Source organism: Gordonia aurantiaca (assembly GCF_039939235.1).
Classification (GTDB): Bacteria; Actinomycetota; Actinomycetes; order Mycobacteriales; family Mycobacteriaceae; genus Gordonia.
Window position 1 is genome coordinate 50,993 of the sequence record NZ_JBDUUF010000005.1, and the last position, 26,457, is coordinate 77,449.

The 26,457-nt window shown below is 69.8% G+C and carries 25 protein-coding genes and 1 riboswitch; of the genes, 2 read left to right on the plus strand and 23 right to left on the minus strand.

Translation table 11 applies throughout. The features are described 5' to 3' along the window. The first annotated feature begins 28 nt into the window (after nucleotides 1-28). Together ABFT43_RS11500 and ppnP are read left to right on the plus strand one after the other, a co-directional pair. Nucleotides 29-661, plus strand: a complete 633-nt coding sequence (locus ABFT43_RS11500) for an NAD(P)H-dependent oxidoreductase (protein ID WP_347960488.1) — start codon at nucleotides 29-31, stop codon at nucleotides 659-661. 100 nt (nucleotides 662-761) lie between these two features. Continuing rightward, complete coding sequence (ppnP, locus tag ABFT43_RS11505; RefSeq protein ID WP_347960719.1) at nucleotides 762-1,088, plus strand: pyrimidine/purine nucleoside phosphorylase; 327 nt, start codon at nucleotides 762-764, stop codon at nucleotides 1,086-1,088. A gap of 17 nt (nucleotides 1,089-1,105) precedes the next feature. Here ppnP and ppc read toward each other — a convergent pair whose 3' ends face one another. The 23 genes from ppc to gmk all read right to left on the minus strand — a co-directional run bounded on the left by ppc (nucleotide 1,106) and on the right by gmk (nucleotide 26,455). Continuing rightward, nucleotides 1,106-3,946, minus strand: a complete 2,841-nt coding sequence (ppc, locus tag ABFT43_RS11510) for a phosphoenolpyruvate carboxylase (protein ID WP_347960489.1) — start codon at nucleotides 3,944-3,946, stop codon at nucleotides 1,106-1,108. A gap of 104 nt (nucleotides 3,947-4,050) precedes the next feature. Further along, a complete protein-coding gene (gene secG, locus ABFT43_RS11515; protein ID WP_347960490.1) occupies nucleotides 4,051-4,284 on the minus strand; it encodes a preprotein translocase subunit SecG in 234 nt (77 codons plus the stop codon). A gap of 110 nt (nucleotides 4,285-4,394) precedes the next feature. Then, on the minus strand, nucleotides 4,395-5,183 hold the full coding sequence (gene tpiA, locus ABFT43_RS11520; RefSeq protein WP_347960491.1) for a triose-phosphate isomerase: 789 nt from the start codon (nucleotides 5,181-5,183) through the stop codon (nucleotides 4,395-4,397). A gap of 3 nt (nucleotides 5,184-5,186) precedes the next feature. Further along, nucleotides 5,187-6,398: a phosphoglycerate kinase gene (locus tag ABFT43_RS11525; RefSeq protein ID WP_347960492.1), complete on the minus strand. Its 1,212-nt coding sequence runs from the start codon at nucleotides 6,396-6,398 to the stop codon at nucleotides 5,187-5,189. Between the two features lie 34 nt (nucleotides 6,399-6,432). Then, nucleotides 6,433-7,452: a type I glyceraldehyde-3-phosphate dehydrogenase gene (gene gap, locus ABFT43_RS11530; RefSeq protein WP_109238414.1), complete on the minus strand. Its 1,020-nt coding sequence runs from the start codon at nucleotides 7,450-7,452 to the stop codon at nucleotides 6,433-6,435. A gap of 180 nt (nucleotides 7,453-7,632) precedes the next feature. Further along, nucleotides 7,633-8,610, minus strand: coding sequence for a DNA-binding protein WhiA (whiA, locus tag ABFT43_RS11535; RefSeq protein WP_347960720.1), 978 nt, complete (start codon nucleotides 8,608-8,610; stop codon nucleotides 7,633-7,635). 73 nt (nucleotides 8,611-8,683) lie between these two features. Next, entirely contained in the window at nucleotides 8,684-9,718 is a 1,035-nt protein-coding gene (locus tag ABFT43_RS11540; protein ID WP_347960493.1) for a gluconeogenesis factor YvcK family protein, read from the minus strand. Further along, nucleotides 9,715-10,653: an RNase adapter RapZ gene (rapZ, locus tag ABFT43_RS11545; protein ID WP_347960494.1), complete on the minus strand. Its 939-nt coding sequence runs from the start codon at nucleotides 10,651-10,653 to the stop codon at nucleotides 9,715-9,717. The genes ABFT43_RS11540 and rapZ overlap by 4 nt, the downstream gene beginning before the upstream one ends. After that, a complete protein-coding gene (uvrC, locus tag ABFT43_RS11550) occupies nucleotides 10,650-12,665 on the minus strand; it encodes an excinuclease ABC subunit UvrC (protein WP_347960495.1) in 2,016 nt (671 codons plus the stop codon). The genes rapZ and uvrC overlap by 4 nt, the downstream gene beginning before the upstream one ends. A 10-nt stretch (nucleotides 12,666-12,675) precedes the next feature. Next, nucleotides 12,676-13,119 (minus strand): PH domain-containing protein, encoded by a 444-nt coding sequence (locus ABFT43_RS11555; RefSeq protein WP_347960721.1) that lies wholly within the window; start codon nucleotides 13,117-13,119, stop codon nucleotides 12,676-12,678. A gap of 20 nt (nucleotides 13,120-13,139) precedes the next feature. Continuing rightward, nucleotides 13,140-13,652, minus strand: coding sequence for a 6,7-dimethyl-8-ribityllumazine synthase (ribH, locus tag ABFT43_RS11560; protein WP_347960496.1), 513 nt, complete (start codon nucleotides 13,650-13,652; stop codon nucleotides 13,140-13,142). Beyond that, nucleotides 13,649-14,953 carry a bifunctional 3,4-dihydroxy-2-butanone-4-phosphate synthase/GTP cyclohydrolase II gene (locus ABFT43_RS11565; protein ID WP_347960722.1) on the minus strand — a complete coding sequence of 435 codons (1,305 nt, stop codon included), beginning with the start codon at nucleotides 14,951-14,953 and terminating at the stop codon, nucleotides 13,649-13,651. The genes ribH and ABFT43_RS11565 overlap by 4 nt, the downstream gene beginning before the upstream one ends. 20 nt (nucleotides 14,954-14,973) lie before the next feature. Next, a complete protein-coding gene (locus ABFT43_RS11570) occupies nucleotides 14,974-15,600 on the minus strand; it encodes a riboflavin synthase (RefSeq protein WP_347960497.1) in 627 nt (208 codons plus the stop codon). Nucleotides 15,601-15,644: 44 nt separating this feature from the next. Next, a riboswitch (FMN riboswitch) is annotated at nucleotides 15,645-15,799 on the minus strand. Between the two features lie 105 nt (nucleotides 15,800-15,904). Then, complete coding sequence (gene ribD, locus ABFT43_RS11575; RefSeq protein WP_347960498.1) at nucleotides 15,905-16,918, minus strand: bifunctional diaminohydroxyphosphoribosylaminopyrimidine deaminase/5-amino-6-(5-phosphoribosylamino)uracil reductase RibD; 1,014 nt, start codon at nucleotides 16,916-16,918, stop codon at nucleotides 15,905-15,907. 8 nt (nucleotides 16,919-16,926) lie between these two features. Next, nucleotides 16,927-17,631 (minus strand): ribulose-phosphate 3-epimerase, encoded by a 705-nt coding sequence (rpe, locus tag ABFT43_RS11580; protein ID WP_347960499.1) that lies wholly within the window; start codon nucleotides 17,629-17,631, stop codon nucleotides 16,927-16,929. Between the two features lie 62 nt (nucleotides 17,632-17,693). After that, nucleotides 17,694-18,287 (minus strand): GNAT family N-acetyltransferase, encoded by a 594-nt coding sequence (locus ABFT43_RS11585; RefSeq protein ID WP_347960500.1) that lies wholly within the window; start codon nucleotides 18,285-18,287, stop codon nucleotides 17,694-17,696. A gap of 160 nt (nucleotides 18,288-18,447) precedes the next feature. Next, nucleotides 18,448-19,914 carry an RsmB/NOP family class I SAM-dependent RNA methyltransferase gene (locus ABFT43_RS11590; RefSeq protein WP_347960501.1) on the minus strand — a complete coding sequence of 489 codons (1,467 nt, stop codon included), beginning with the start codon at nucleotides 19,912-19,914 and terminating at the stop codon, nucleotides 18,448-18,450. Beyond that, complete coding sequence (gene fmt, locus ABFT43_RS11595) at nucleotides 19,911-20,867, minus strand: methionyl-tRNA formyltransferase (RefSeq protein ID WP_347960502.1); 957 nt, start codon at nucleotides 20,865-20,867, stop codon at nucleotides 19,911-19,913. Before fmt ends, ABFT43_RS11590 begins: the two co-directional genes overlap by 4 nt. Beyond that, entirely contained in the window at nucleotides 20,868-22,823 is a 1,956-nt protein-coding gene (locus ABFT43_RS11600) for a primosomal protein N' (RefSeq protein WP_457590141.1), read from the minus strand. A gap of 72 nt (nucleotides 22,824-22,895) precedes the next feature. Further along, a complete protein-coding gene (gene metK / locus ABFT43_RS11605) occupies nucleotides 22,896-24,104 on the minus strand; it encodes a methionine adenosyltransferase (protein WP_457590142.1) in 1,209 nt (402 codons plus the stop codon). A gap of 120 nt (nucleotides 24,105-24,224) precedes the next feature. Beyond that, nucleotides 24,225-25,484 (minus strand): bifunctional phosphopantothenoylcysteine decarboxylase/phosphopantothenate--cysteine ligase CoaBC, encoded by a 1,260-nt coding sequence (gene coaBC / locus ABFT43_RS11610; RefSeq protein WP_347960504.1) that lies wholly within the window; start codon nucleotides 25,482-25,484, stop codon nucleotides 24,225-24,227. A 13-nt stretch (nucleotides 25,485-25,497) separates the two neighbouring features. Beyond that, nucleotides 25,498-25,797 (minus strand): DNA-directed RNA polymerase subunit omega, encoded by a 300-nt coding sequence (rpoZ, locus tag ABFT43_RS11615; protein WP_006902234.1) that lies wholly within the window; start codon nucleotides 25,795-25,797, stop codon nucleotides 25,498-25,500. 61 nt (nucleotides 25,798-25,858) lie between these two features. Continuing rightward, nucleotides 25,859-26,455 carry a guanylate kinase gene (gmk, locus tag ABFT43_RS11620; protein ID WP_347960505.1) on the minus strand — a complete coding sequence of 199 codons (597 nt, stop codon included), beginning with the start codon at nucleotides 26,453-26,455 and terminating at the stop codon, nucleotides 25,859-25,861. Between the last annotated feature and the right edge of the window lie 2 nt (nucleotides 26,456-26,457).

Consider the following 26,457-nt stretch of genomic DNA (forward strand, 5'->3'; position numbering starts at 1 on the left):
GTCGGGCTCCCCGAGCGTTGCCCGCGACATGCGAGACAACGCACTCTGGGTACTCGCCCACCCCGATGCCGCCTCACTGAGCGGCCACCTCCGCGATGTCGGCGTCTCGGCGCTGCGCGACAACGGCTGGGAGGTCGTCGAATCCGACATGTACCGGATGAGATGGGATCCGCTCCTGTTCACCGGCGACACGGACGGCGAGCGCGCCGCCCAGGTGCGTGCCGAACAGCGGAAGCTCCGCGACGCCGACCTGGTGGTGCTGCAGTTCCCGCTGTGGTGGGATGGGATGCCGGCGATCCTCAAGGGCTGGGTCGACCGCGTCTTCGAGAGCGGGTTCGCCTATCACGTGCCGGACCCGGCGACCGGCCGGATGCTCAAGTACGGCCGCGGCGGGCTCGAAGGCCGCCGGGCGCTCGCGGTCGTCACCGCCGGCGACCGGGCCGGGAGCCTCACTCCCCGCGGGATCAGCGGCAGCATCGACGACGTACTCTGGCCGCTCCTGCACGGACCTTCTGGTACACGGGCATGCTGCCGCTCCGGCCGCATCTGGTCACCGATGCCGACACCGTCGACACCGTCGACACCGCCGACCTCGACCGCACGCTCGTGGACCGGCTCGCACGCATCGCGGACGAGGACCCGATCGAGTACCTGCCGATGACCGACGACTTCTACGATCACTCGATCGCGCTCCACGACCATGTCTCGCCCGGCATCGAGGGCACCGCCGCGCATCGCGTCTGCGCCCGGGACTAGGCTCTCTGCTCGTGACCGAGAACCCCACCTATGCGAACGTGACCCTCGACCCGCGCGCCAACGTCTACTTCGACGGCAAGTGCGTGAGCCACACGTTCCACCTCGCCGACGGGACCCGCAAATCGGCCGGCGTGATCCTGCCCGCGACGCTGAACTTCGGCACGGGCGCCCCCGAGCTCATGGAGCTGCACACCGGCGCCTGCAGGGTTCGCCTCGCGGGCAGCGAGGAGTGGGTCTCCTACGGCGCCGGCGAGTCGTTCTCGGTGCCCGGTGACTCCTCGTTCGACATCGAGGTCACCGAGCCGGTCAGCTACGTCTGCCACTACGGCTGATCCGCGGACCGGACCGGCTATCCCGAGTTCCGCAGCGCCGTCGCCAGACCGTTCATGGTCAACTGGATGCCGCGGCGCACCAGCGGGGTGTCCTCCCCGGCGCGGAACCGGCGTAGGAGCTCCACCTGGAGAAGGTTCAGCGGCTCCAGGTACGGGAAGCGGTTGTAGACCGAGCGTTTCAGCGCCGCGTTGTCGTGCAGCAGGTCGTCGGTGCCGGTGATCTTGGTGTACATGGCGATGGTGCGTTCGTGTTCGTCGACGATCATCCCGAACACCTTGTCCCGCAACTGCTCATCGGGGACGAGCTGCGCGTACCGGTGCGCGAGGCTCATGTCGGACTTCGCGAGCACCTGCGCCATGTTCGACATGACGGTGCGGAAGAACGGCCACTTCTCGTAGTAGCGCCGCAGCGTCTGCAGGCGGGATTCGTCGTCGCCCACCCAGTCCTCGAACGCCGAGCCGGTGCCGTACCAGCCGGGCAGCATCACACGGGACTGGGTCCACGACAACACCCACGGGATCGCGCGGAGATCGGAGATCTTCTCGGTCTGCTTGCGCGAGGCGGGCCGCGACCCGATGTTGAGCGCGCCGATCTCCGAGAGCGGCGTCGAGGTGGTGAAGTACTCGACGAAGCCCGGGGTCTCGTGGACGAGCCGGCTGTAGGCGGCGCGCGCCCTCGCGGCGATGTCGTCCATGATCTCGTAGGCCGACTCCGACTCGTCGCCGAGCCCTTCGACGTCGAGCAGGGACGACTCGATGGTCGCCGCGAGCAGCGTCTCGAGGTTGCGGCGGGCACTCACCGGCTCGGCGTACTTGGCCGCGATGATCTCGCCCTGCTCGGTGATCCGCAGCGACCCCTGCACCGCGCCCGGCGGCTGCGCCAGGATCGCGTCGTAACTGGGACCGCCGCCACGACCGACCGTGCCACCGCGACCGTGGAAGAGCCGCAACCGGATTCCCGCCTTCGACGCCATCTCGACGAGGTCGAGTTCGGCACGGTAGAGCGCCCAGTTGGCGGCCATGTAGCCGCCGTCCTTGTTGGAGTCGGAGTAGCCGAGCATGATCTCCTGCATGCCGTTCTGCGACTCCACCAGCGCGCGGTAGAACGGTACGTCGAGCACGGCGCTCATCGTCGCCGCCCCCTGCTGCAGGTCCTCGATCGTCTCGAACAGCGGCACCACCCGGACCGTGCAACGCGGCGTGTTCGCTCCCGCCGGCCCCGGATCGTAGAGACCTGCCTCCTTGAGCAGGATCAGCGCCTCGAGCATGTCGCTGACCGAGGTGCACATCGAGATGATGTAGTTCGGCACCGCCTCAGGGCCGAAGGTCGCGACCGCCTTCGCCGCGGCCCGCACGATCCCGAGTTCCTTGGTGGCCAGGTCGCTGAGATCTGCGTCGGGGCGGGTCAACGGGCGACGTGCCTGCAGTTCGGCGCTGAGGATCTCGACGCGGGTCTGCTCGTCGAGCGAGGCGTAATCGAGATGGACGCCCGCCCATGCGAGCAGCTCGGCCACGACCTCCTCGTGCATGTCGGAGTTCTGCCGCATGTCCAGTCCCGACAGATGGAACCCGAAGGTGCGCACCGCTTCCCGGAGGGAGAGCAGACGGTCGTCGGCGATGATGTCGTCGTTGTTGGCACGCAGCGCGGCGTCGACGACGTCGAGGTCGGCGAGCAACTCGCCGGCGTCGGCATACGGCTTCACCCCGTCGATCAGGAACAGGTCGTGGGACGACAAGAAGTCCTCGTCGAACATCACGTTCGCCGTCGCGACGAGCCGGGAGCGGATGTGACGCAACGCGAGCCGGAACGGCTCGTCTGCCCCCGGGTCGTCGGGCTGCGCGCCGGCGAGGGCGAGCAGCGGTTCGACCGTGCTGATCAGCCTCGCCGACATGCTCAGTTCCTGGGCGAGCTTCTCCAGTTCGTCGAGATGGTGGCGGACCGCGGTCTGTGCGGCCAGCGTCGTCGCGAGGGTCACCACCTCGGGCGTCACATACGGGTTGCCGTCGCGGTCGCCGCCGATCCACGACCCCATCCGGAGCATCGGCTCCTCGGCGAGCCCCGCCTTCGGGTAGGCAGACCGCAGCGCCCGGCGCACCGAGGTGTTGATCTCCGGCACCACCTGGAAGAAGGAGGCATCGTAATAACGCAGGCCGGAACGGATCTCGTCCTGGATGGTGAGGCGTTCGAGACGGATCAGCGCGGTCTGCCACAGGGTGGTGATCTGGCGCCGGATCGCCTCGGTGACCTTCGCGTCCTCGTCCGGGGTCAGGTCGGTGCGGGCACGGAAGCGCATCAGCTCGGTGATCCGGTTCTGCGCCTCGAAGACGGTGCGGCGGCGGGTCTCGGTGGGATGGGCGGTGATGACCGGGACGACGGCGGCGTCGGCGAGCGCCTTGCCGACCTCCGCGTCGTCGAGACCGGCCTCCGCGAGCTGCCGGTAGGTCGCCGCGAGACTCGACCGCTGCGGCGGGTCGCCGGCACGCACGTGGATGGCACGACGCCGCTCGCGGTGGATGTCCTCGGCCAGGTTGGCCAGCAGCGCGAAGTGGCTGAACGCCCGGATGATCGGGATCGCCACGTCGACGTCGAGGTCGACGAACTTCCCGGCGAGCTCGTCCCGGTCGATCTCGTTGCGGCGCACGGCGAACGCCGCCTTGCGCGCCGATTCCACGAGATCGAACACATCCTCGCCGGAGTGTTCGCGTACGACCTCGCCGAGGATGCCGCCGAGCAGGCGGATGTCCTCGCGCAACGGTTCGGTGAGTGCTCGGCCCTCGTCGTCGACCACGATGTGGTCGACGATGGAGATGGACGGACGCCAGTCCGGGGCTCCCCGGGAAGGGGCGGTTTCACTCATGTCGACCAGTATTGCCATGTTCCGGGACATCGGCATCCCGGGACGACAACAGGGCGGCACGTGTCACGTGCCGCCCCGGACGAGGATCTGCGTGTTCTACGAGATCAGGAGAGCTTGATGTCGATGCCGATGCCGATGATGAAGATCACCCAGATCAGGCCGACGAAGATGGTCAGGCGGTCGAGGTTGCGCTCGACGACGCTCGAACCCGACAGGCTCGACTGGACGCCGCCACCGAACAGCGACGACAGACCGCCACCCTTACCGCGGTGCAGCAGGACGAGCACGATGACCAGAACGCTCGTGACGACCAGTCCGATGTCGAGTGCGGTCTGCACAGATAACGCCTTTCCTCAAAGCCCCGGGATACAGCTGTGGCAGGTGGCTCCGCTCCGAGGGGCTCGGAACAGACACCAACCTGCCACAGTGTACGCGTGGGCGTGACCCGTCAGGGCAAGGGGCCACCCGCGGCGATCGCCGACAACGTCGCGAACTCGTCGGACTTCAGCGAGGCGCCGCCGACGAGTGCGCCGTCGACGTCGGGCTGGGCGACCAGCTCGCCGACGTTCTTCGAGTTCACCGAGCCGCCGTAGAGGATGCGCACGCTCGACGCGGTCTCCGCGTCGGCGATCTCCGCGAGCGTCTCGCGGATGGCCTTGCACACCTCCTGGGCGTCGGCCGCGCTCGCCACGCGGCCGGTACCGATGGCCCACACCGGCTCGTAGGCGATGACGGTCTTGGCGATCTCCGCCGCCGACAGACCCGCGAGCGAGCCCTTGAGCTGCGCGGTGTTGTACGCGACGTGCTCGCCCGCCTCACGGACCTCGAGTCCCTCGCCGATGCAGACGATAGGGGTGAGCTCGTGACGAAGCGCGGCCTTGGTCTTGGCCAGCACGATCTCATCGGTCTCGTGGTGCATCGTGCGACGCTCCGAGTGGCCCACGATGACGAAGGTGCAGCCGAGTTTCGCGAGGAAGGCACCGCTGATCTCGCCGGTGTAGGCGCCCGAGTCGTGCTGCGAGAGGTCCTGCGCACCGTAGGTGAGCAGGAGCTTGTCACCGTCGACGACGGTCTGCACACTGCGGATGTCGGTGAACGGCGGGATGACCGTCACGTCGACCTTGTCGAAGTACTTCGCCGGCAGGGCGAACGCGATCTTCTGAACCAGGGCGATGGCCTCGAGGTGGTTGAGGTTCATCTTCCAGTTGCCCGCGATGAGCGGCTTACGAGTTGCCATGGTTCAGCTCTCCAGGACCTTGAGGCCGGGGAGTTCCTTGCCCTCGAGGTACTCGAGGGAGGCGCCACCACCGGTGGAGATGTGCGAGAAGTCGGAGTCCGGCAGACCCAGGGTGCGGACCGCGGCGGCCGAGTCACCGCCGCCGACGACGGTGAATGCACCGGTGCCGGTCGCGGCGGCGATGGCCTCCGCGACACCGCGGGTGCCGGCCGAGAACCTCTCGAACTCGAACACGCCCGACGGACCGTTCCAGAAGATGGTCTTGGCGCCCGAGAGCACCGCGGCGAACCGCTTGACCGACTCCGGTCCGATGTCGAGACCCATCCAGCCGTCCGGGATCGCGTCGGCGGCCACGGTCTGCGACTCGGCGTCGGCGGCGAACTTGTCCGCGGCGACCACGTCGACGGGCAGGTGGATCACGTCGCCGAAGCGCTCCAACAGGCCCTTGCAGACCTCGATCTGGTCCTCCTGCAACAGCGAGGAGCCCACCGAGTGGCCCTGTGCGGCCAGGAAGGTGAACGCCATGCCGCCGCCGATGACCAGCGTGTCGACCTTGGGAGCCAACGCCTCGATGACACCGAGCTTGTCGGAGACCTTCGAACCGCCGAGGACGACCGCGTAGGGGCGGGCCGGCTCCTCGGTGAGCTTCGACAGGACCTCGACCTCGGCCGCCACCAGCTCACCCGCGTAATGCGGGAGCAGCTTGGCGACGTCGTAGACCGAGGCCTGCTTGCGGTGCACCACTCCGAAGCCGTCGGACACGAAGGCACCGTCCTCGCCGACGAGTTCGACGAGCGTCTTGGCGAGCTTCTCGCGCTCGGCGTCGTCCTTGGAGGTCTCCCGCGGATCGAAGCGGATGTTCTCCAGGAGCAGGACGTCACCCTCGGTGAGGCCCTCCGCACGGGCGAGCGCGTCGGTGCCGACGACGTCACCGGCGAGCTGCACGTTGCGGCCGAGCGCCTCGCTCAGGCGCGCGGCGACCGGCGCGAGCGAGAACTTCGGATCGGGCTCGCCCTTCGGCCGACCGAGATGGGCGGTGATGATCACCTTGGCGCCGGCGTCGATGAGCGCGTTCAGCGTGGGCAGGGACGCGAGGATACGGCCCGGGTCGGTGATCGTCGACCCGTCGAGCGGGACGTTGAAATCCGACCGGACCAGCACTCCCCGACCCGAAACCCCTTCTTCCAGAAGGTTCTTCAGAGTGGGTACACCCATGAGGCGTTGACTCCTCTTTCCGTTGACGACGAGGTCAGAGCGACTTGCCGACGAGACCGATGAGGTCGACGAGACGGTTGGAGTAGCCCCACTCGTTGTCGTACCAGGACACGACCTTCGCCTGATCGTCGATGACCTTGGTCAGGCCGGCGTCGAACAGCGAGCTGTGCGGGTCGGTGACGATGTCGGAGGAGACGATCGGGGCGTCGTAGTACTTCAGGATGCCCTTCAGCGGACCCTCGGCGGCGGCCTTGAGCGCTGCGTTGATCTCCTCGGCGGTGGCGGTCTTGGCCAGCTGCGCGGTGAGGTCGGTGACCGAGCCGGTGGGGATCGGCACACGCAGGGCGTAGCCGTCGAGCTTGCCCTTCAGCTCCGGAAGGACCAGGCCGATGGCCTTGGCGGCACCGGTCGAGGTCGGGACGATGTTGGTCGCGGCGGCGCGGGCGCGACGCAGGTCCTTGTGCGGGCCGTCCTGCAGGTTCTGGTCCTGGGTGTAGGCGTGGACCGTGGTCATGAGGCCCTTGACGATGCCGAACTCGTCGTTGAGGACCTTGGCCAGCGGGCCGAGGCAGTTCGTGGTGCACGAGGCGTTCGAGATGATGTTCTGGCTGCCGTCGTACTTGTCGTCGTTGACGCCCATGACGATGGTGATGTCCTCATCGGTGGCCGGAGCCGAGATGATGACCTTCTTGGCGCCGGCGTCCAGGTGACCCTGGGCCTTCGCACGCGCGGTGAAGATGCCGGTCGACTCGACGACGACGTCGACGCCCAGGTCGCCCCACGGGATCGCGGCCGGACCCTCCTTGACCTCCAGCGCCTTGATCTTCTTGTCGCCGACCACGATGGTGTCGTCGCCCTCGAGGGACACGTCCTGGGGCAGCCGGCCGAGGATCGAGTCGAACTTCAGCAGGTGCGCGAGGGTCGCGTTGTCGGTGAGGTCGTTGACCGCGACGATCTCGATGTCAGTGGTGCCCAAAGCCTTTTGCGCTTCGACGGCACGGAAGAAGTTGCGGCCGATACGGCCGAATCCGTTGACGCCTACCCGAACAGTCACAGTTGTGCTCCTTAGCGGTATTCATGGTCAGGCCTGTGGGTCAAGCCCTGTCTGGCCGCGCCGTGAGCGGTCACCGTCGCGCACATGAGTGGCACCGGTCCGCACACGTCGAGTTCAGCCTAGTAGGCGGGGGTGGGCAGGGCACATCGCAGGTCCACTGTTGCGGCCCCGCGCCGGTGCTCATGCCTCGTCGAGCAGCTCCGAGGTGACGGCCGACTCGGTGTCCGGGATGCCCTCGGCCCGTGCCTTCTTGTCCGCCATGGACAGCAGTCGGCGGATGCGGCCGGCGACGGCGTCCTTGGTCATGGGCGGGTCGGCGAGCTGTCCGAGTTCCTCCAGCGACGCCTGGCGGTGCGTGATGCGCAGCTGGCCGGCGGCGACGAGGTGCTCGGGTACGTCGTCGCCGAGGATCTCCAGGGCGCGTTCGACGCGGGCCGCGGCCGCGACCGCCGCGCGGGCGGAGCGCCGCAGGTTCGCGTCGTCGAAGTTGGCGAGCCGGTTGGCGGTGGCGCGCACCTCGCGGCGCATGCGCCGTTCCTCCCACACCAGGCGGGTGTCGTGGGCGCCCATCCGGGTCAGCAGCGCGCCGATGGCCTCACCGTCACGGATGACGACACGATCGGCGCCGCGCACCTCGCGGGCCTTCGCGGTGACGCCGAGCCGGCGGGCGGCGCCGACGAGCGCGAGCGCGGCCTCCGGGCCCGGGCAGCTGACCTCCAGCGCCGACGACCGGCCGGGTTCGGTCAGCGAGCCGTGCGCGAGAAATGCGCCGCGCCAGGCCGCTTCGGCGTCGGCGACGCTGCCGCCGACCACCTGGGCGGGCAGTCCGCGCACCGGGCGGCCGCGCAGGTCGAGCAGACCGGTCTGCCGGGCCAGTCCCTCGCCGTCCTTGGTGATGCGCACGATGTAGCGGGCCGACTTCCGCAGTCCGCCGCCGCGCAGCACGTGGACGTCGGAGGCGTAGCCGAACAGGTCGTGGATCTCGCGGCGGAGGCGTCGTGCGACGTTGCCCATGTCGACCTCGGCCTCGACGACGACTCGTCCGCCGACGATGTGGAGACCGCCCGCGAACCGGAGGAGCGCCGACACCTCGGCCTTACGGCAACTCACCTGGGTCACCGACAGGCGACTCAGCTCGTCCTTCACCGCCGCGGTCATCGCCACCGGTCCCTGTCCTCCTGTCACCAGACCACACGTCCCCTGCAGAAAAGTGCCTCACACATCGCCTGTTTCAGGCGTCCGCCCGGTCAGCGTAACGGTTCGGTTCACCTTCGCACAGTTCGTTCACGACGGCGGCGACTTTTGCCGGGTCGTGAACCTGACGGCCGGGCACCGCCACGTCTCCGACGACGAGTTCTGCACCAAACAGTCTGGCCGCGCGCTCGAGGTGATCGCGCTCACGCCCGGCCGGCACCGACGCCTCGTCGACGAGCACGTGGTCGACGCGGAAGGTGTCGGCGTGCGCGTGCAGGACGTGCAGGTGCCGCTCGACGGAGAAGCCGGGGGTCTCCCCCGGCTCCGGCGCGAGGTTGACCACCAGAATCTTGCGCGCGCTGGTGCGATGCAGCGCCTTGAGCTGTTCGGGGACCAACACGTGCGGGATCACGCTGGAGAACCAGGAGCCCGGTCCGAGCATCACCAGATCTGCGGATTCGATTGCCGCCACGGCACTCTCGCACGCCGGCGGGTCCTCGGGGAGGAGCCGCACACGACGCACCTTGCCGGGTGTGGTGGCGACCGCGACCTGTCCGCGGATTTCCCGGCTGATGCGCGGGTCGGCCTCGAGCCCGGACACGTCGGCCTCGATGTCGAGCGGCACCGTCGACATCGGCAGCACCTGCCCTTCGATGCCGAACACCGACCGCAGTTCGGCCAGCGCCGACACCGTGTCGCCGAGGACCTCGGTGAGCCCGGCGAGCAGGAGGTTGCCGATGGGATGGCCGGCGAGGGCGCCGCGGCCGCCGAAGCGGTGCTGGAGCACCTCGGCCCACAGCTCGTGCCGGCGGCGCGTATCCGGGTCGCCCGCGGTCTGAAAGTCCTCGAGCGCCTTCGGGGCACACATCAACGCGGCCAGTGCCATTCGCAGGTCGCCGGGCGGGATGAGGCCGAGTTCGGCGCGCAGGCGTCCCGACGAGCCGCCGTCGTCGGCGACGGTCACCACCGCGGTGATGTCGGAGCTGAGGTAGCGCATCGCGGTCAGGGTCGCGTACAGGCCGTGGCCGCCTCCGAGTGCGACGATCTTGGGGGCGTCTGTCTTCCCGGTCATTCGCGCCCCAGATCACGGTGCATGACGCGCACGTCGTAGGAGGCCACACCCGCGTCGTCGACCGCCTTGCGCAGGCGGCGCGCGAGTTCCTCGGAGATCGCCACGCTGCGGTGCTTGCCGCCGGTACAGCCGACGCTGATCGTCATGTACCGCTTCCCTTCTCGCAGATAGCCGCGACCGACGATCGACACCAGGTCGGTGTAGAGGTCGATGAACTCCCCGGCGTCGGGCTGGCCGAGGACGTAGTCGCGGACCGGAGCCTCCCGGCCGTTGTGGTCGCGCAGCTCGTCGATCCAGTGCGGGTTCGGCAGGAACCGCACGTCGGCGACGAGGTCGGAGTCGATGGGCAGCCCGTACTTGAATCCGAAGGACTGCACCGCGATGCTCAGCCGTGGTTCGGTGTCCCCGGGCGAGACGCCCTCGACCACCGAACGCAGCTTGGCGGCGGTCAGCGCCGAGGTCTCCACGACGAGGTCGGCGACGTTCTTGAGCGGGGCCAGGATGGCGCGTTCGCGGGCGATGCCCTCGACCAGGGTCTCCTTGCCCTGCAACGGGTGTCGGCGGCGGACCTGCTCGAAGCGGCGGACCAGCACCTCCTCGCTCGCGTCGAGATAGAGCAACTTGGTGCGGATGCCGGACGCCTCGAGGGCGTCGCGCAACTCCTCGACCTCCTGGGCGAGATTGGGATCCGAGGCCCGCAGTACCATCGCCAGCCGGGTGATGGACGGGTCGCTCGAGCGCACCATCCGCACCATCGTCTTGATCAGCGACGGCGGGACGTTGTCGGCGACGTACCAGCCGTCGTCCTCGAGCACGTTGGCCGCGGTGGAGCGGCCGGCCCCGGACATGCCGGCCACGAAGAGGACGGTGAACTCACCGGCCTCGGACCGTGCGGGGCCTCCGGACTGTTCGGTCGTCTCGCGCTGGTCGGTCATTCCTCGCCTCGTCCCGCGTCACCGGTCACCACCGACACCTCCGTCTTCTCCGACTCCCCCGAACCGTTGAGTGCGGTCTGCACCGCACGCGCGGTGGTCAATCCGATTCCGGGGACCTGGGCGATCTCCTCCAAGGATGCCTCACGCAGGCGCGCGACCGACCCGAAGTGACCCACCAGCGCCGTCCGGCGCGTCTTGCCGAGACCCGGGATGCCGTCGAGCACCGACTCGGTCATCCGCTTGCTGCGCTTGCTGCGGTGGAAGGTGATGGCGAACCGGTGCGCCTCGTCGCGCACCCGTTGCAACAGGAACAGCGCCTGGCTGCTGCGCGGCAGGATCATCGGGTCGTCCTCGCCGGGCACCCACACCTCCTCGAGGCGCTTGGCCAGGCCGATCACCGCGACGTCGGTGACACCGAGCTCGTCGAGGACGGCCGCGGCCGCATGCACCTGCGGGGCGCCGCCGTCGACCACGAACAGATTCGGCGGGTACGCGAACTTCCTTGGCTGTGTGGGCAACTCGAGATCGGCATCGACCTCCCCGGAGACCGGCGGCGGGGCGTCGCGGTCGGCCTTGTGGCGCAGGAAGCGACGTCGGGTGACCTCGGCGATCGACGCCACGTCGTCGGAGTGGCCGTCGCCGGCGGCGTGCCGGATCGAGTAGTGCCGGTAGTCGGACTTGCGGGGCAGCCCGTCTTCGAAGACGACCAGCGAGGCGACCACGTCGGTGCCCTGCACGTGTGAGATGTCGACGCACTCGATGCGGAGCGGCGCCTGGTCGAGCATGAGCGCCTCCTGCAGTTCGGTCAGCGCCGCCGACCGCGTGGTGAGGTCGCCCGCGCGCTTCATCTTGTGCTGTGTGAGGGCCTCGGCGGCGTTGCGCGCAACGGTGTCGAACAGCGCCTTCTTGTCGCCGCGCCGCGGCACCCGCAGGCGGACGCGGCTGCCCCGCAGGCGGGTGAGGAATTCCTCGAGTTCGGCTGCGTTCTCGGGCAATTCGGGGACCAGCACCTCGCGCGGTACCGACTCGCCGTGCGCGCGGTCCTCCCCCACCTCGACCGTGGCGTCGAAGTCGACCTGGGCGCCGTAGAACTGGGTGACGAAGTCACCGACGACGTCGGCGTCGGTGCCGTGGTCGCTGCGTTCGACGACCCAGCCGCGCTGGCCGCGCACGCGTCCGTCGCGGACGTGGAAGACCTGCACCGACACCTCGAGCTCGTCCCCGGCGAGGGCGACGACGTCGGCGGTCGTGCCGTCGCCGAGCACGACGGCCTGCTTCTCCATGGCGCGGCGCATCGCGCCGATGTCGTCGCGCAGCCGGGCCGCCCGCTCGAAGTCGAGTTCCTCGGCGGCCGCGGTCATGTCGCGTTCCATCCGCCGGATCATCTGGTCGGTGCGACCGGCCAGGAAGTCGCAGAAATCCTCGACGATCTCACGGTGTTCGGCGGCGCTCACCCGTCCGATGCAGGGTGCGGCGCACTTGTCGATGTAGCCGAGCAGGCACGGGCGGTCGATCTGGCGGTGCCGTTTGAACACCCCGGCCGAGCAGGTGCGGGCGGGGAACACGCGGGTGAGCAGGTCGACCGTCTCGCGGATCGCCCAGGCGTGCGAGTACGGACCGAAGTAGCGGACGCCCTTGCGGCGCGGGCCGCGGTAGACGAACAGACGCGGGTACTCCTCGTTGAGGGTGACCGCGAGCATCGGATAGGTCTTGTCGTCGCGGTAGCGGACGTTGAACCGCGGATCGAACTCCTTGATCCAGTTGTACTCGAGCTGGAGCGCCTCGACCTCGGTGCCGACGACGGTCCACTCCACAGACGCCGCCGTCGTCACCATCTGGCGGGTCCGCGGATGCAGCGAGGAGAGATCGGCGAAGTACGAGGTCAGACGCGAGCGGAGGTTCTTGGCCTTGCCCACGTAGATGACTCGGCCGTGCTCGTCGCGGAACTTGTACACCCCGGGATCGGTGGGGATGGTTCCGGGCGCGGGACGGTAGGTAGTCGGGTCGGCCACGGCTTCCAGGCTAGTTGGCGGGTCGGACGGACCCGCGGTAGCGCTCCTCGAGCTCGCGGAACCGGGCCATCGCCTCGACGGCTCGCGGGCCGTCGCCGGCCTGCACCGCCAGCACGGTGATGTGTTCGTCGGACGGGAACAGCAGCCACGCGCCGAAACCCTTCTCCGGGTACGTCAGGCCGAGCACCTGCTCCCATGGGAAGAGCCGGCTCGGCACCAGGTTGCGCACCTCGACGCCCCGCGGCCCGACGCGCAGGCGCGGTCGGGTCAGCAGGAGGATGCATCCGGAGATCAGCACGCCGATGCAGATGATGGCGGCCTGGTCGGATGCGCCGAGGTTGCGGACGCCGACGTCCTCGATCGTCAGCAGCAACCCGAAGACGATGTGGATCGCCATGACGACCACGGCTGCCGCGATCGCGTACCGCGGCAGTTTCCGTGGCCGGTAGACCATGTCCCACTCGGGGGAGGAACTCACTCCGAAGCCCCTCCGACCACGGCCGGGAGCGCCTCGCCACGTTGCAGTGCACGCAGGGTCAGCGCGGACGCGAGCGCCGCGACACACGCCTGGGCGCCCTTGTCCTCCTTGGAGCCCGGCAGGCCCGCGCGATCGATGGCCTGCTCCTCGGTGAGGACCGTCAGCACGCCGTTGCCCACCGGGGTCGACTCGTCGAGCGAGACGCGGGTCAGGCCGGCCGTCACGGCGTCGCAGACGTACTCGAAATGCGGTGTCTCACCCTTGATCACGACACCGAGCGCGACGACCGCGTCATGTGTGCGGGCCAGCGCCTGCACGATCACCGGCAGCTCGATGGCGCCCGCCACCCGCACGACGGTCGGCTCGCTCACCCCGTTCTCCTCCGCCGCGCGCAGCGCGCCGTCGAGCAGTGCTCCGCAGATCTTCTCGTGCCACTGGGAGGAGACGATCGCCAGGCGCAGTCTCGATGCGTCGGCGAGTTCGAGGGTCGGTTCTCCGTGGCCGCTCATGCCGGGGCTCCTTCAGATGCGTCGTCGCTGTCGAGGTGATCGTCGAGGCCCACGAGGTCGTGGCCCATGCGATCACGCTTCGTCCGAAGGTATCGGAGGTTCTCGGCGTTGGCGCGCACGGGCATCGGCACGCGATCGACGATCTGGAGCCCGTATCCGTCGAGGCCCACCCGCTTGGCCGGGTTGTTGGTGAGCAGACGCATCGACTTCACGCCGAGATCGACGAGGATCTGCGCGCCGAGGCCGTAGTCGCGGGAGTCGGCGGGCAGCCCGAGCTCGAGATTGGCGTCGACGGTGTCGGCGCCGGCGTCCTGCAGCTGGTAGGCCTGCAGCTTGTGCAGCAGGCCGATGCCGCGCCCCTCGTGCCCGCGCATGTAGAGGACGATGCCGCGCCCCTCTTCGGCCACCATCTCCATGGCGGCGTCGAGCTGCGGGCCGCAGTCGCAGCGCAGCGAGCCGAAGACGTCACCGGTGAGGCACTCGGAGTGCACGCGCACGAGGACGTCGTGGCCGTCGTTCTCCGAGATGTCGCCGAGGACCAGGGCGACGTGCTCGACGTCGTCGTAGATGCTCGAGTACCCGACCGCGCGGAAGGCGCCGTGACGGGTGGGGATGCGGGCATCGGCGACGCGGACGACGTGCTTCTCGTGGCGACGGCGCCAGGCGATGAGGTCGGCGATCGAGATCAGCGCGAGGTCGTGCTCGTCGGCGAAGACGCGCAGCTCGTCGGTGCGGGCCATCGAGCCCACGTCCTTCTGGCTGACGATCTCGCAGATGACGCCGGCCGGTTGCAGGTCGGCGAGACGGGCGAGGTCGACGGCGGCCTCGGTATGGCCGGGACGACGCAGGACGCCGCCCTCCTTGGCACGCAGCGGCACGACGTGCCCGGGACGGGTGAAGTCGCCCGCCGTCGCGTTGGGGTCGGCGAGCAGTCGCATCGTGGTCGCCCGGTCGGCGGCGCTGATGCCGGTGCCGATGCCCTCGCGGGCGTCGACGGTGACCGTGTACGCGGTGCCGTGCTTGTCCTGGTTCATCGAGTACATCGGCGGCAGGCCGAGACGGTCACAGGCGTCGCCGTCGAGCGGCACGCACAGGTAACCCGAGGTATACCGGACCATGAACGCGACCAGCTCCGGGGTGGCCTTCTCGGCCGCGAAGATCAGATCGCCCTCGTTCTCGCGGTCCTCGTCGTCGACGACCACGACCGCCTTGCCGGCGGCGATGTCGGCGATGGCCCGCTCGATGGTGTCGAACTTGACGCCCTCGGTGGTTTCTTCACCGTCACGCGGCGACTCGTTCATCAGAACCTCACTCGTTGTGCTCATTTCGCCCCCGCAACATCTGCTGACTGTCCGAGGTGCAGGCGTTCAACGTACTTCGCGATGACGTCGACCTCGAGGTTGACCACGGTGCCCGGGCGGGTGGCACCGAGGTTGGTCTCGGCGAGGGTCGTGGGGATCAGCGAGATCTCGAACCACGAGTCGTCCCCCTCCCCGCCGACGGCGGAGACCGTCAGGGAGACACCGTCGACGGTGATCGACCCCTTCTCGACGAGGTAGCGGGTGAGCTTCGCGGGCACGCCGATCCGCACGACCGTCCAGTTCTCCGAGGGGCTCACGGACAGGACGCGGCCGGTGCCGTCGACGTGACCCTGCACGATGTGGCCGCCGAAGCGGCCGTTGGCGGGCATGGCGCGTTCGAGGTTGACCTTGCTGCCGGGAGCGAGGTCCGAGAGCGAGCTGCGGTTGAGGGTCTCCGCCATCACGTCCACGGTGAACTCACCGGGCCGGAGGTCGACGACGGTCAGACACACGCCGTTGACAGCGATGGAGTCGCCGTGGTGCGCATCGGTGGTGACGATGGGGCCGCGCACGGTGAAGCGGGCGGCGTCAGAGAGATCCTCGCGGGCGGCGATCTCGCCGAGCTCCTCCACGATTCCGGTGAACACGCACTCCTCCTGCTCGCTCGGAGCAGACAGGGCGGCACTGTGTCGCCTGTTCTCTCTCATCCGGACTATGACCGTCGGCTCCGGAATCTCACCGAATCTGCTGACCCTGCTGGTGCAGGCGCTCGCGGGCTGGAGACTGCGGATCCACCGCATCCTCATCACCGCCGGTGGGGAATTTCACCCCGCCCCGAGAACTGGTGATATCGACGCTAGCACGACCGATCAAGGGTGTCGCATTGTGATTCCACTGAGCGAAACCCTCCCTGACCGGCGTGTCCACACGGTTGCCCAGTTCAACCCGGGTCTATGGCGTCGGATTCCGGCGGAGTGTGATCAACACGTCATCGCCGACGGTGGTGACCGAGGACGTCACGAAGCGGCGAGCGTCGGCCAGGGTCGTGACGCCGGGGATCTCGACGGAGCTCTGGCCGGCGCCGAGCACCATCGGCGCGACGTAGGCGTGCACCTCGTCGACGAGGTCGGCGGCGAAGAACGCCCCGAGGACGTGCGGTCCGCCCTCGACGAGCACCCACAGTGCGTCGGGCAGCGCGGAGAGGACGTCGGCGGGGTCGCGCGAGTCGACCCGGACGAGCGGCCCGCCCGTGTCGTCGCGGAGGTTGGCGTCGGCCGGCAGGTCCCGGTGGCCGAGGACCACGCGCGCCGGCTGGTGCGGGTACAGGCCGCCGTCGGGGGTGCGGGCGGTCAGGCTCGGGTTGTCGGCGAGGGCGGTGCCGGTGCCGATGACGATGGCGTCGAGCCGCGAGCGCTGCAGGTGCGCGTGTTCGCGTGCGGCGGGACCGGTGATCCACTGGCTGGTTCCGTCGGGCGCGGCGATGCGGCCGTCGACGCCGGCGGCGATCTTCGCGGTGATCCAGGGGCGGCCGAGGCGTTGCCGGGTGAGCCACGGGCGCAGCGGGCCGTTCTCCACCGTCTCGACCGAGACTCCCCCGGTGACCCGGATGCCGGCGGCGCGCAAGGTCTCGGCGCCGCCCGCGGCGACCGGGTTCGGGTCGCTCACCGCGTAGTGCACCTCGGCGATCCCGGCCTCGATGAGCGCCTGCGCGCACGGCCCGGTGCGTCCGGTGTGGTTGCAGGGCTCCAGGGTGACGACCGCGGTGCCGCCGCGCGCGGCCTCCCCCGCCTCGCTCAGCGCCACGACCTCGGCGTGCGGCCCGCCCGGCGGCCGGGTCGCGCCGACCCCGGCGACGCTGCCGTCGGCGGCCAGGATCACCGCGCCGACGGGCGGGTTCGGGGAGCTGACACCCATCGACGACCGCGACGCCTCGACGGCGCGGTCCATGGCGGCGGCGATCTCCATGCGGCCGATCAGATGCCGGCCTTGGCGCGGGCCTCGACGGCCTGGCGGCGCAGGGCGGCCACCGCCTGGCCCGGGTCGTCGGCGCCGTAGACGGCCGAGCCCGCGACGAAGCAGTCGACGCCGGCCTCCGCGGCCTGCTCGATGGTGTCGGCGTTGATACCGCCGTCGATCTCGACGAGCAGCTTCAGGTCCTCGGCGGCGATGTACCTGCGGATCGCGCGGACCTTGGACAGGACGTCGGGGATGAACTTCTGTCCGCCGAAACCTGGTTCGACGCTCATGACGAGCAGGGTGTCGAAGTCGCGGAGGATCTCCAGGTACGGCTCGAGCGGGGTGCCCGGCTTGATCGACAGGCCCGCCTTGGCGCCGGCGGCGCGGATGTCGCGGGCGACGCCGACCGGGTTCTCGGTGGCCTCCGCGTGGAAGGTGACGTTGTGCGCGCCGGCCTCGGCGTACGGCGGCGCCCAGCGGTCGGGGTTCTCGATCATGAGGTGGCAGTCGAGCGGGATGTCGGTGGCCTTCAGCAGGCTCTCGACGATCGGCAGGCCGAGCGTCAGGTTCGGCACGAAGTGGTTGTCCATGACGTCGACGTGCAACCAGTCCGCGCGGGTGGCACCGGGCCTCGCGACCGCCGCCGCCTCATCGGCGAGATTCGCGAAGTCCGCGGACAGGATGGACGGGGCGATCATGGGCGCGTTACCGGCGGTGCACATGGTCGACAAGTCTAGGGCGACCGCGATTTGTAGAAGAAATGCGCGCCATAGGCCGATTCGCTCTACGCCTTCGTGCGCAGCATCCCCCAGACCGTCGGCCCGTCGTCGGGCAGCGCGACCTCTCCGATGACCTCGAAGCCGAGTCGTTCGTAGAACGCGACGTTCGAGTGCGACGACGTCTCCAGGTACGCCGGCATCCCCTCCGCCTCCGCGGCCCGCAGGCCCGGTTCGAGCACCGCCCGCCCGAGTCCGCGGCCCTGCGCGGACGGCGCGACGCCGACCGTGGCCAGATGCCAGACGGATTGGGCCGGACGCAGCGGTGCGGCCGCCTCGTCGGCACGCGCCGCGATCTCGGCGCGGTCGCCGTACAGGTCGACGACGCGATCGGCGATGGCGCCGAAGGCCTCCTCGAGACCCGACGACGACGGGGCGATCCACACCGCGACCGCCGTGAGATCGCCTGACACCCAGACCTTTCCGCATGGCAGTCCGACCTCGGAGAGGTAGAGGCGTTGCAGGGACCGGACCCGATCGAGATGGTCCCGCGCGTCGACGGTGTGCCGGGTGAACGGATAGTCGGCGAAGGCGAGGCCGAGGGTCGTCGCCGCACCGTCGACGTCGGCCGGCGTGGCGGGGCGGATCACGGTGGTCGTCACCGGTCGGACGTTACCCGGAAGGCTCACCGGACCCCGATCATCCGCCCTCTGGCAGACCTCACTTCGGTGATGCGACCTCGATCGAGGTCGCCTGTCCGGACCGAGGTCTGGAACACAGGACGTCCGACGACTCACTCGTGGACAGGAAGTGCGGGCGAGGTCAGTCCCGCGTCAACGCCGCCAGGAACATCGCGTCGGTGCCGTGGATGTGCGGCCACAACTGCACGTGCGGGCCGTCGCCGAGCAGCTCACCCTCGAGCTCCCCCACCGTGACCAGCGGCCGCGCATCGAGCTGACGCGCACCCTCGACCTCCGCGAGGACGTCGGCGACGACCGCGGTGGTCTCGGCAGGATGCGGCGAGCACGTCGAATACACGACGACGCCACCGGGTTTCACCAGACGCAAGGCCTCGGACAGCAGTTCCTTCTGCAGGACCACCAGCTCGTCGACGTCGCGCGGACTTCGGCGCCAACGGGATTCGGGTCGGCGACGCAGCGACCCGAGCCCCGAGCACGGGGCGTCGAGCAGGATGCGGTCGAAGCCCGGCTCCAGGCCGCTCGACCGCGCATCGGCGACGTGGATGGTCACCGGCAGATCCCGGACGGACTTGCGGATCAGTTCGGCGCGATGAGTCGACACCTCGATGGCATCGAGGTGCGCGCCGTCGATGTCGGCGAGCGAGCCGATCAGCGCGGCCTTGCCGCCGGGGCCGGCGCACATGTCGAGCCAGCGCCCGGAGTCCTCGTCGACCTCGGCGACCGTGACCGCCCGCGCGACCAGCTGGCTGCCCTCGTCCTGCACACCGGCGTATCCCTCGCGGATCGCGTCGACGTCGGACGGATCACCACTCGGCAGGTAGACGCAGTACGGCGAGAACCAGCCGACCTCTCCCCCGCTCATCAGCGCGAGCTCCTCGGCGGTCATGAGACCGGGACGGGCGACGAGGTGCACCGGCGGCCGCTCGTCGTCGGCGGCCAGCAGTGCCTGCAACTGGCCGGCCGAACCGCCCAGCGCCTCACGAAACACCTCGGCGATCCAGCGCGGGTGCGCGTATTGAAAGGCGAGAAACCCGACGAGGTCCTCGGCCGGCGAGGGCGCGAGCTCCTCGACCCACATGTCCTCGTCCTTCTGCGACACCTTGCGCAGCACCGCATTCACGAAACCCGCCGGGCCCATGCCGTTCTCGGAACGCACCAGGTCCACCGACGTCGACACCGCCGCGTGCGGGCTCACCCGGGTGCGCAGCAACTGGTAGGTACCCAGGCGCAGGACGTCGAGCAGCGTGCCGTCGATCTCCTCGACCGGTCGCCCGGCCGCCGACGAGATCACCGCATCGAGCAGGCCCTGCGCACGGGCGGCGCCGTAGGCGAGCTCGGTGGCGAACGCCGCGTCGCGACCGCTGATCTTGCGCTCCCGCAACATCTTCGGGAGCACGAGGTTGGCGTAGGCGTCGCGCTCCCGCACCGCGCGCAACACGTCGCGCGCGGCGACGCGCGCCGGGTCGATCTCCTTCTGGCGGAACTTCGCGGTGTTCTGCGGCTTGTCGCCGGCGCGGTTCTGTGAGCCGCCGCCCCGCGATCCGCCGCCCCGTGATCCGCCGCTGCCCGGACGCCGGTCGGCGCTCATCCCAGCACCGTGCCGTCTTCGAGGCGTGCGCCGCGCGCCCAGTCGGCAGCGGGCATCGCCTTCTTGCCCGGCGGCTGCACCGTGCCGAGTCTCACCGGCGTCGAACCGGTTCCGACGAAGACCGCCTTCTTCGTCACCGCGAGCACGCCGGCCGCCAGGCCCTCGCGGGCGGAGTCGGGCAGCGACGCGTCGTCGGCAGCCACCGGCCGCACCGGCCCGACCTTGATCCGTGCCTCCTCCAGCACGGTCCACGCGCCGGGAGCCGGAGTGTAGGCGCGGACGACGCGGTCGATGATGTGCGCGGGCAGATCCCAGCGGACCCGCGCGTCTTCCACCTCCACCTTGGGCGCGTGGCTGACCCCGACATTCGGCTGGGGCTCCGGGATCAGTCGGCCGGACTCGATGCCGTCGAGCGTGTTCACCAGCAGCCCCGAGCCCGCCTCGGCCAGCCGTGCGAGGAGGTCGCCGGCGGTGTCGGTGGGCCGGATCGTCTCGGTGAGCACGCCGTACACGGGGCCGGTGTCGAGCCCCTTCTCGATCCGGAAGGTGCTGGCGCCGGTGACCTCGTCACCGGCCGCGATCGCCGCCTGCACAGGCGCCGCACCGCGCCATGCGGGAAGCACGGAGAGGTGCAGATTGATCCACCCATGGGTGGGCAGGTCGAGCAGGTCCTCGGGGACGAGACCGCCGTAGGCGACGACGGCCGCGGCGTCGGGCGCCCAGCGGCGCAGGGTCTCGGCGACCTCGGGTTCGGACAGCCGGCGCGGGGTGATCACCTCGAGGCCGTGCTCGTCGGCGAGCACTCCGATCGGCGAGCGCACCACCTTGCGCCCCCGTCCGGCGACCGTGTCGGGGCGGGTGATGACGCCGACGACCTCATGTGACGGCGAGTCGAGCAGGGCCTGCAACGACGGCACGGCGACCTCGGGTGTACCGGCGAAAACGATGCGCATTCATCCGATCGTAGGCGGGTCCACCTGGACCCGGATCGGCCCGGTCTGACGATGCGTGTTGCGTCGCGCCTGTCCCGCCGCGAGCGCCTTGGCGAGCAGCCGTCCGTGCTTTCGCGGCAGCCGCACCAGGATGCGGTCCATCTCGTCGTCGGCGGCGGCCTCCCACTCGGCGCTGCCGGCCGGCGGACGTACCCCGGGCGGCAGCGGAACCGGGCCGAGAATGTCGGTCCCCTCGGGCAGTTCGAGGTGTTCGACGAAGTCGGTGATCACCTGGGTCGGACCGTCGATCGACGCCATCGTGACCGCGGGTGGGAACCCGAGCTCGACGCGCTCGTCGAGCTGCATGGACGCGAAACCGACGGGGTCCCACCGAATCAGCGCCTGGACGGGCGCGAGTGCGGAGTCGGCTACGATCACCACGCGGCCGCCGTCGCCGTGCGGGCGGACCATACCCGCCAGCGCCATCCAGCGTCGGACGGCGTGTTCCTCGGCGCGCAGGTCGGCGCGGTCGAGCTGTGCCCAGGTGTCCAGGACGATCGCGGCTCCATAGCCGCCGGGCGCGACCGGTTCGGCGCCGGGCGTGGCCACGACGAGACGCGCACCGGGTTCGATCGAGTCCAGGATCGTGTCGCCACCACTGGTCACCACCGGCACCCCGGCGAACGCGCGGCCGAGTTCCTCGGCGGTACGCCGCGCGCCGGTCACCGTGGCACGCACCTTCGTGTTGCCACACTCCGGGCAGCGGAAGGACCGCTCCGGCCGGCCGCACCACCGGCACGACAGCCGCTGCGCGCCGTCCATCTGCAGCGGACCGTGACAGGCACGGCAGCGGGCGTGTTCGCGGCAGCGCGTACACGCGAGCGACGGCACGTATCCGCGACGCGGCACGCTGAACACCACCGCCTGGTCGGCGGCGAACGCCTTGCGTGCGGCGTCGAAGGCGATCTCGGGGATACGGGCCGACCGGGCCATCGGGTCGCGCGCGATCTGCCGGTCGTCGTCGGAGATCGCCTGCACCCGCGGGCTGCGTTCGCGGACCGTGGCACGGTCGGCGAGCAGATCGTGCGCCCAGCCCGACGCGACGAGCGCCTGGGCCTCGGCGGTCCGCGCGAACCCGCCGAGGATGAGGCCGCACTGCTCCTGGTGCGCACGCACCACCGCAACCTCGCGCGGATGCGGGTACGGCGCCCGCGGGTCGGGCATGCTGTCGTCGCCGTCGTCCCACACGACGATCAGGCCGAGATCCTGGACGGGCGCGAAAACCGCACTGCGCGTGCCGATCACGAGCTTCGCCGCGCCACGTCGTGCCGCGAGCCAACGACGGTATCGGGCGGTGGGCCCGAGTCCCGCGGCCAACGCGACGCCACGATCCCCGATCAGCGGTTCACAGGCCCCCCACACACGGTCGAGGTCGCGCTGGTCGGGCACGACGATGATGCATCCGCGTCCCGACGACACGGTCGCCGCCGCGAGCTCGGCCAGCCGCTGGGGCCAGTCCTCCCCCGGCACGGCCTGCCACGCAGCACGCGGATGCCCGCCGTCGAGGGCCTCGACGAACGACTCGGCCAGCGGATAGCGACGCCACTCGGTGAGGTCCGGGGGTTCGACGACGGTCGTCGGTACCGGTGTTTCCTCTTTCTCGGTGCGCGCGTGTCGCGGCGGGATCGCCAGACGCACGACGTCGCCCATGGTGCCGGCGTACCGGTCGGCGACCGCGCGGCACAACGTCGCGAGCTCGGGGGTGAGGACCGGTTCCGGGGAGATGACGCGGTCAAGCCAGCCGAGCCTGCCCGGATGGTCGCTCTTCTCGATGCGTTCGAGGATGAACCCGTCGACGAGGCGTCCCGAGAACCGAACACGGACCCGCACACCCGGCACCGCGTTCGCGTCCTGATCGGAGTCGATCAGGTAGTCGAACGGTCGGTCCAGGTGTGCGAGTCCGAGAATGGGCAGCACACGGGCCACCGGCAGCGAATCAGCCGGTACCCGTGCGCCCTTCGGTGGCAGGGCCTACCGCCCTTCGGTGTCTCAGAGACCGGCGGCCGCGCGCAGCTTCTCCGCGCGGTCGGTCCGCTCCCAGGGCAGATCGACGTCGGTGCGGCCGAAGTGGCCGTACGCCGCGGTCGGGGCGTAGATCGGGCGCTGCAGATCCAGGTCGCGGATGATCGCGAGCGGCCGCAGGTCGAAGTGCTCGCCGATGACGCGCTCGATGACGTCGGTCGAGACCTTCTCGGTGCCGAAGGTCTCGACGAACAGGCCCACCGGGGCGGCCTTGCCGATCGCGTAGGCGACCTGGACCTCGATGCGATCGGCCAGACCGGCGGCGACGGCGTTCTTGGCGACCCAGCGCATCGCGTAGGCGGCGCTGCGGTCGACCTTCGACGGGTCCTTGCCCGAGAACGCACCGCCGCCGTGACGGGCCATGCCGCCGTAGGTGTCGACGATGATCTTGCGGCCGGTCAGGCCGGCGTCGCCCATCGGGCCGCCGAGGACGAACTTGCCGGTCGGGTTGACCAGCAGGCGGTAGTCGGAGGTGTCGAGGCCCGGCAGGTCGATCTCGGCGAGCACCGCGTCGACGACCTGCTTCTTGATGTCGGGCGCGAGCAGGTTGTCGAGGTCGATGTCGGCCGCGTGCTGGGTGGACAGCACCACGGTGTCGAGCCGGACCGCCTTGTCGCCGTCGTACTCGATGGTTACCTGGGTCTTGCCGTCGGGACGCAGGTACGGCAGCGTGCCGTCCTTGCGGACCTCGGTCAGCTTGCGCGAGAGGCGGTGCGCGATCGCGATCGGCACCGGCATTAGCTCGGGGGTCTCGTTGGTGGCGTACCCGAACATCAGCCCCTGGTCGCCGGCACCCTGCTGGTCGATCTCGTCCTCGGAGATGCCGCTGCGGCTCTCATGGGACTGGAAGACGCCGTCGTAGATGTCCGGGGACTGCGCGCCGATGGCCACGTTGACGCCGCACGAGGCGCCGTCGAAACCCTTGGTCGAGGAGTCGTAGCCGATCTCGAGGATCTTGTTGCGCACGATGCCGGGGATGTCGACGTAGGCCGAGGTGGTGACCTCACCGGCGACGTGGACCTGACCCGTCGTCACCAGGGTCTCCACCGCGACACGAGCCTTCGGGTCGTCGGCGAGGATGGCATCGAGGATCGAGTCGCTGATCGCGTCACAGATCTTGTCGGGATGTCCCTCGGTGACGGATTCGCTCGTGAACAGGCGTGACGAGGTGGTCATCAGATCCTCTCGAGATCTCGCGCGCGGAGGGTCTCCGGCGCCGTTTGGCAGGTATGGGCCGTCGTCGGCCGATGGAGTTCACATCAAACTACACGCGGGTGCGTCTGTCCCCCGTGCCGCTCAGGCTCCCCGACTATCAGGCACCAGTCGACGGACTTCGTCAAGTATCCGACTCGACATGAGTGTTTTCGACCCGAAGGGCAATGCGGTCTCCGCGCCCTCGGCCGACAGCAGCCACCCGGTGTTGTCCTCGGTGCCGAATGCCTTGCCGTCGCCGACCGCGTTGACGACCAGCAGGTCGCAGCCCTTGCGCTTGAGCTTCGCGCGGCCGTGGTCGAGCACTCCGCCGGTCTCGTCGCCGGTCTCGGCGGCGAACCCGACGATGACGGTCTCGGTGGGGATACGGCCCTCCTCGCGGGCCTCGACGAGGCCGCGGAGGATGTCGGGGTTGGTGGTCAGCTCGATCGGGGCGGGTCCGGTGTCGCCCTTCTTGATCTTGGCGTCGGCCACGTTGATCGGCCGGAAGTCGGCGACCGCGGCGGCCATGATCACCACGTCGGCGTCCGCGGCGCGCTTGGTCATCTCCTCGGCGAGCTCCTGAGCGGTGGCGATGCGGACGATCTCCACACCGGCCGGGTCCCCGGGGTCGGCGGTGGAACCCGCGACGACGGTGACGCTGGCACCCCGCTGGGCGGCTGCGCGGGCGAGCGCGAAGCCCTGCTTACCCGAGGAGTGATTGCCCAGGTAGCGGACCGGATCGAGCGGCTCCCGGGTACCGCCCGCGCTGATCAGCACGCGCACACCGGCCAGGTCGTAGGGCAGGGCGTCGGGCCGGTCGAGGAGCAACTCGCCGATCAGGGCGATCTCCTGCGGATCCGGGAGACGCCCTCGACCGGAGTCGGTGCCGGTGAGACGGCCGGACGCCGGCGTCATCACCGTGGCGCCATGCGCGCGCAGCGTGGCGACGTTGGCCTGGGTGGCCGGATGCTCCCACATCTCGGTGTGCATGGCCGGCACGAACAGCACCGGACACCGCACCGTGAGCAGCGATGCGGTCAGCAGATCGTCGGCGCGGCCCTGAGCTGCGCGCGCCATCAGATCGGCCGTGGCCGGCGCGATCACCACGAGATCGGCCCCCTGACCCAGCCGCACATGGGCGACCTCGTCGACGTCGTCGAAGACGGAGGTGGTGACCGGATTGCCGGACAGCGCCTCGAAGGTCGCCTTGCCGACGAATTCGAGGGCGGTCGGGGTGGGGACCACCCGGACCTCGTGTCCGGCCTCGGTGAAGTGGCGGATCACCGAGCACACCTTGTATGCCGCGATGCCTCCGCCGACGCCGATGAGGATCCGGCGTCGTGTCTTGGTCGGCTTCGTCATCCCGACGCCGAGACTATTCGCCCTCGGTGTGCTCGAGGAGGTCGGCGTGGATCTCGCGCAGCGCGATCGAGAGCGGCTTCTCGTGCAGGCCCGGCTCGACCAGCGGACCGACGTACTCGAGGATGCCGTCGCCGAGCTGGTTGTAGTAGTCGTTGATCTGGCGTGCGCGCTTGGCGGCGAAGATGACCAGCGCGTACTTCGACGACGCGCGCTCGAGCAGCTCGTCGATCGGCGGGTTGGTGATGCCCAGCGGCGTGTCGTAGGCCGGCGCGTCGGCGATCTCGGTGTAGTCGAAGTTGGTCGGTGCGGTCACACGAACTCCTGCGTAGAGGTCTGGGATGTCGTCGGCATCGTCCGATGCCGTGAGGGGCCGGTCAGGTCGCGGGCGCGGTGGGCTGCTCAGGTCCGACCAGCAAGGATACCAACTCGGAGGCGGCCCGGTCGACTTCGTTGTTCACGATGACGTGGTCGAACTCGTCCTGCGCTGCCATCTCGACCTTCGCGGTCGCCAGGCGGCGCTCGATCGCCTCGGGGGTCTCGGTGCCGCGGTTGGTCAGACGGGCGACGAGCTCGTCCCAGCTCGGCGGCGCGAGGAAGACGGTGGTCGCCTCGGGCAGGCGCTTCACGACGTTACGCGCGCCGACCAGGTCGACCTCCAGCAACACCGGCTTGCCGGCCTCCAGCGCGGCGAGGACCGGCGACAGCGGGGTCCCGGACCGTTGCAGTCCGCCGTGGATCTCCGCCCACTCGAGCAGTTCGTCGCCTTCGATCATCTTGTCGAAGTCCTCGGCGGAGACGAAGTGATAATCACGTCCGTCCACCTCGCCGGGGCGCGGGTCACGGGTGGTCGCAGAGACGCTGAAGAACAGGTCCGGGATCGCGTCGCGCACCTTGGCGACGACGGTGGACTTGCCGACGGCCGAGGGGCCGACCAAAACGATCAGTCGGCCCCTCGTGCGTGCAGTGCTCACGT

Excerpts from the sequence above, each read along its gene's own strand:
- ABFT43_RS11500 (WP_347960488.1), top strand. The coding sequence starts at position 29 with ATGCGAGACAACGCACTCTGGGTACTCGCCCACCCCGATGCCGCCTCA.
- ppc (WP_347960489.1), bottom strand. The coding sequence starts at position 3,946 with ATGAGTGAAACCGCCCCTTCCCGGGGAGCCCCGGACTGGCGTCCGTCC.
- tpiA (WP_347960491.1), bottom strand. The coding sequence starts at position 5,183 with ATGGCAACTCGTAAGCCGCTCATCGCGGGCAACTGGAAGATGAACCTC.
- ABFT43_RS11525 (WP_347960492.1), bottom strand. The coding sequence starts at position 6,398 with ATGGGTGTACCCACTCTGAAGAACCTTCTGGAAGAAGGGGTTTCGGGT.
- whiA (WP_347960720.1), bottom strand. The coding sequence starts at position 8,610 with ATGACCGCGGCGGTGAAGGACGAGCTGAGTCGCCTGTCGGTGACCCAG.
- ABFT43_RS11540 (WP_347960493.1), bottom strand. The coding sequence starts at position 9,718 with ATGACCGGGAAGACAGACGCCCCCAAGATCGTCGCACTCGGAGGCGGC.
- rapZ (WP_347960494.1), bottom strand. The coding sequence starts at position 10,653 with ATGACCGACCAGCGCGAGACGACCGAACAGTCCGGAGGCCCCGCACGG.
- ABFT43_RS11555 (WP_347960721.1), bottom strand. The coding sequence starts at position 13,119 with ATGGTCTACCGGCCACGGAAACTGCCGCGGTACGCGATCGCGGCAGCC.
- ribH (WP_347960496.1), bottom strand. The coding sequence starts at position 13,652 with ATGAGCGGCCACGGAGAACCGACCCTCGAACTCGCCGACGCATCGAGA.
- ABFT43_RS11565 (WP_347960722.1), bottom strand. The coding sequence starts at position 14,953 with ATGAACGAGTCGCCGCGTGACGGTGAAGAAACCACCGAGGGCGTCAAG.
- ribD (WP_347960498.1), bottom strand. The coding sequence starts at position 16,918 with ATGGAGATCGCCGCCGCCATGGACCGCGCCGTCGAGGCGTCGCGGTCG.
- rpe (WP_347960499.1), bottom strand. The coding sequence starts at position 17,631 with ATGTGCACCGCCGGTAACGCGCCCATGATCGCCCCGTCCATCCTGTCC.
- ABFT43_RS11590 (WP_347960501.1), bottom strand. The coding sequence starts at position 19,914 with ATGAGCGCCGACCGGCGTCCGGGCAGCGGCGGATCACGGGGCGGCGGA.
- fmt (WP_347960502.1), bottom strand. The coding sequence starts at position 20,867 with ATGCGCATCGTTTTCGCCGGTACACCCGAGGTCGCCGTGCCGTCGTTG.
- metK (WP_457590142.1), bottom strand. The coding sequence starts at position 24,104 with ATGACCACCTCGTCACGCCTGTTCACGAGCGAATCCGTCACCGAGGGA.
- coaBC (WP_347960504.1), bottom strand. The coding sequence starts at position 25,484 with ATGACGAAGCCGACCAAGACACGACGCCGGATCCTCATCGGCGTCGGC.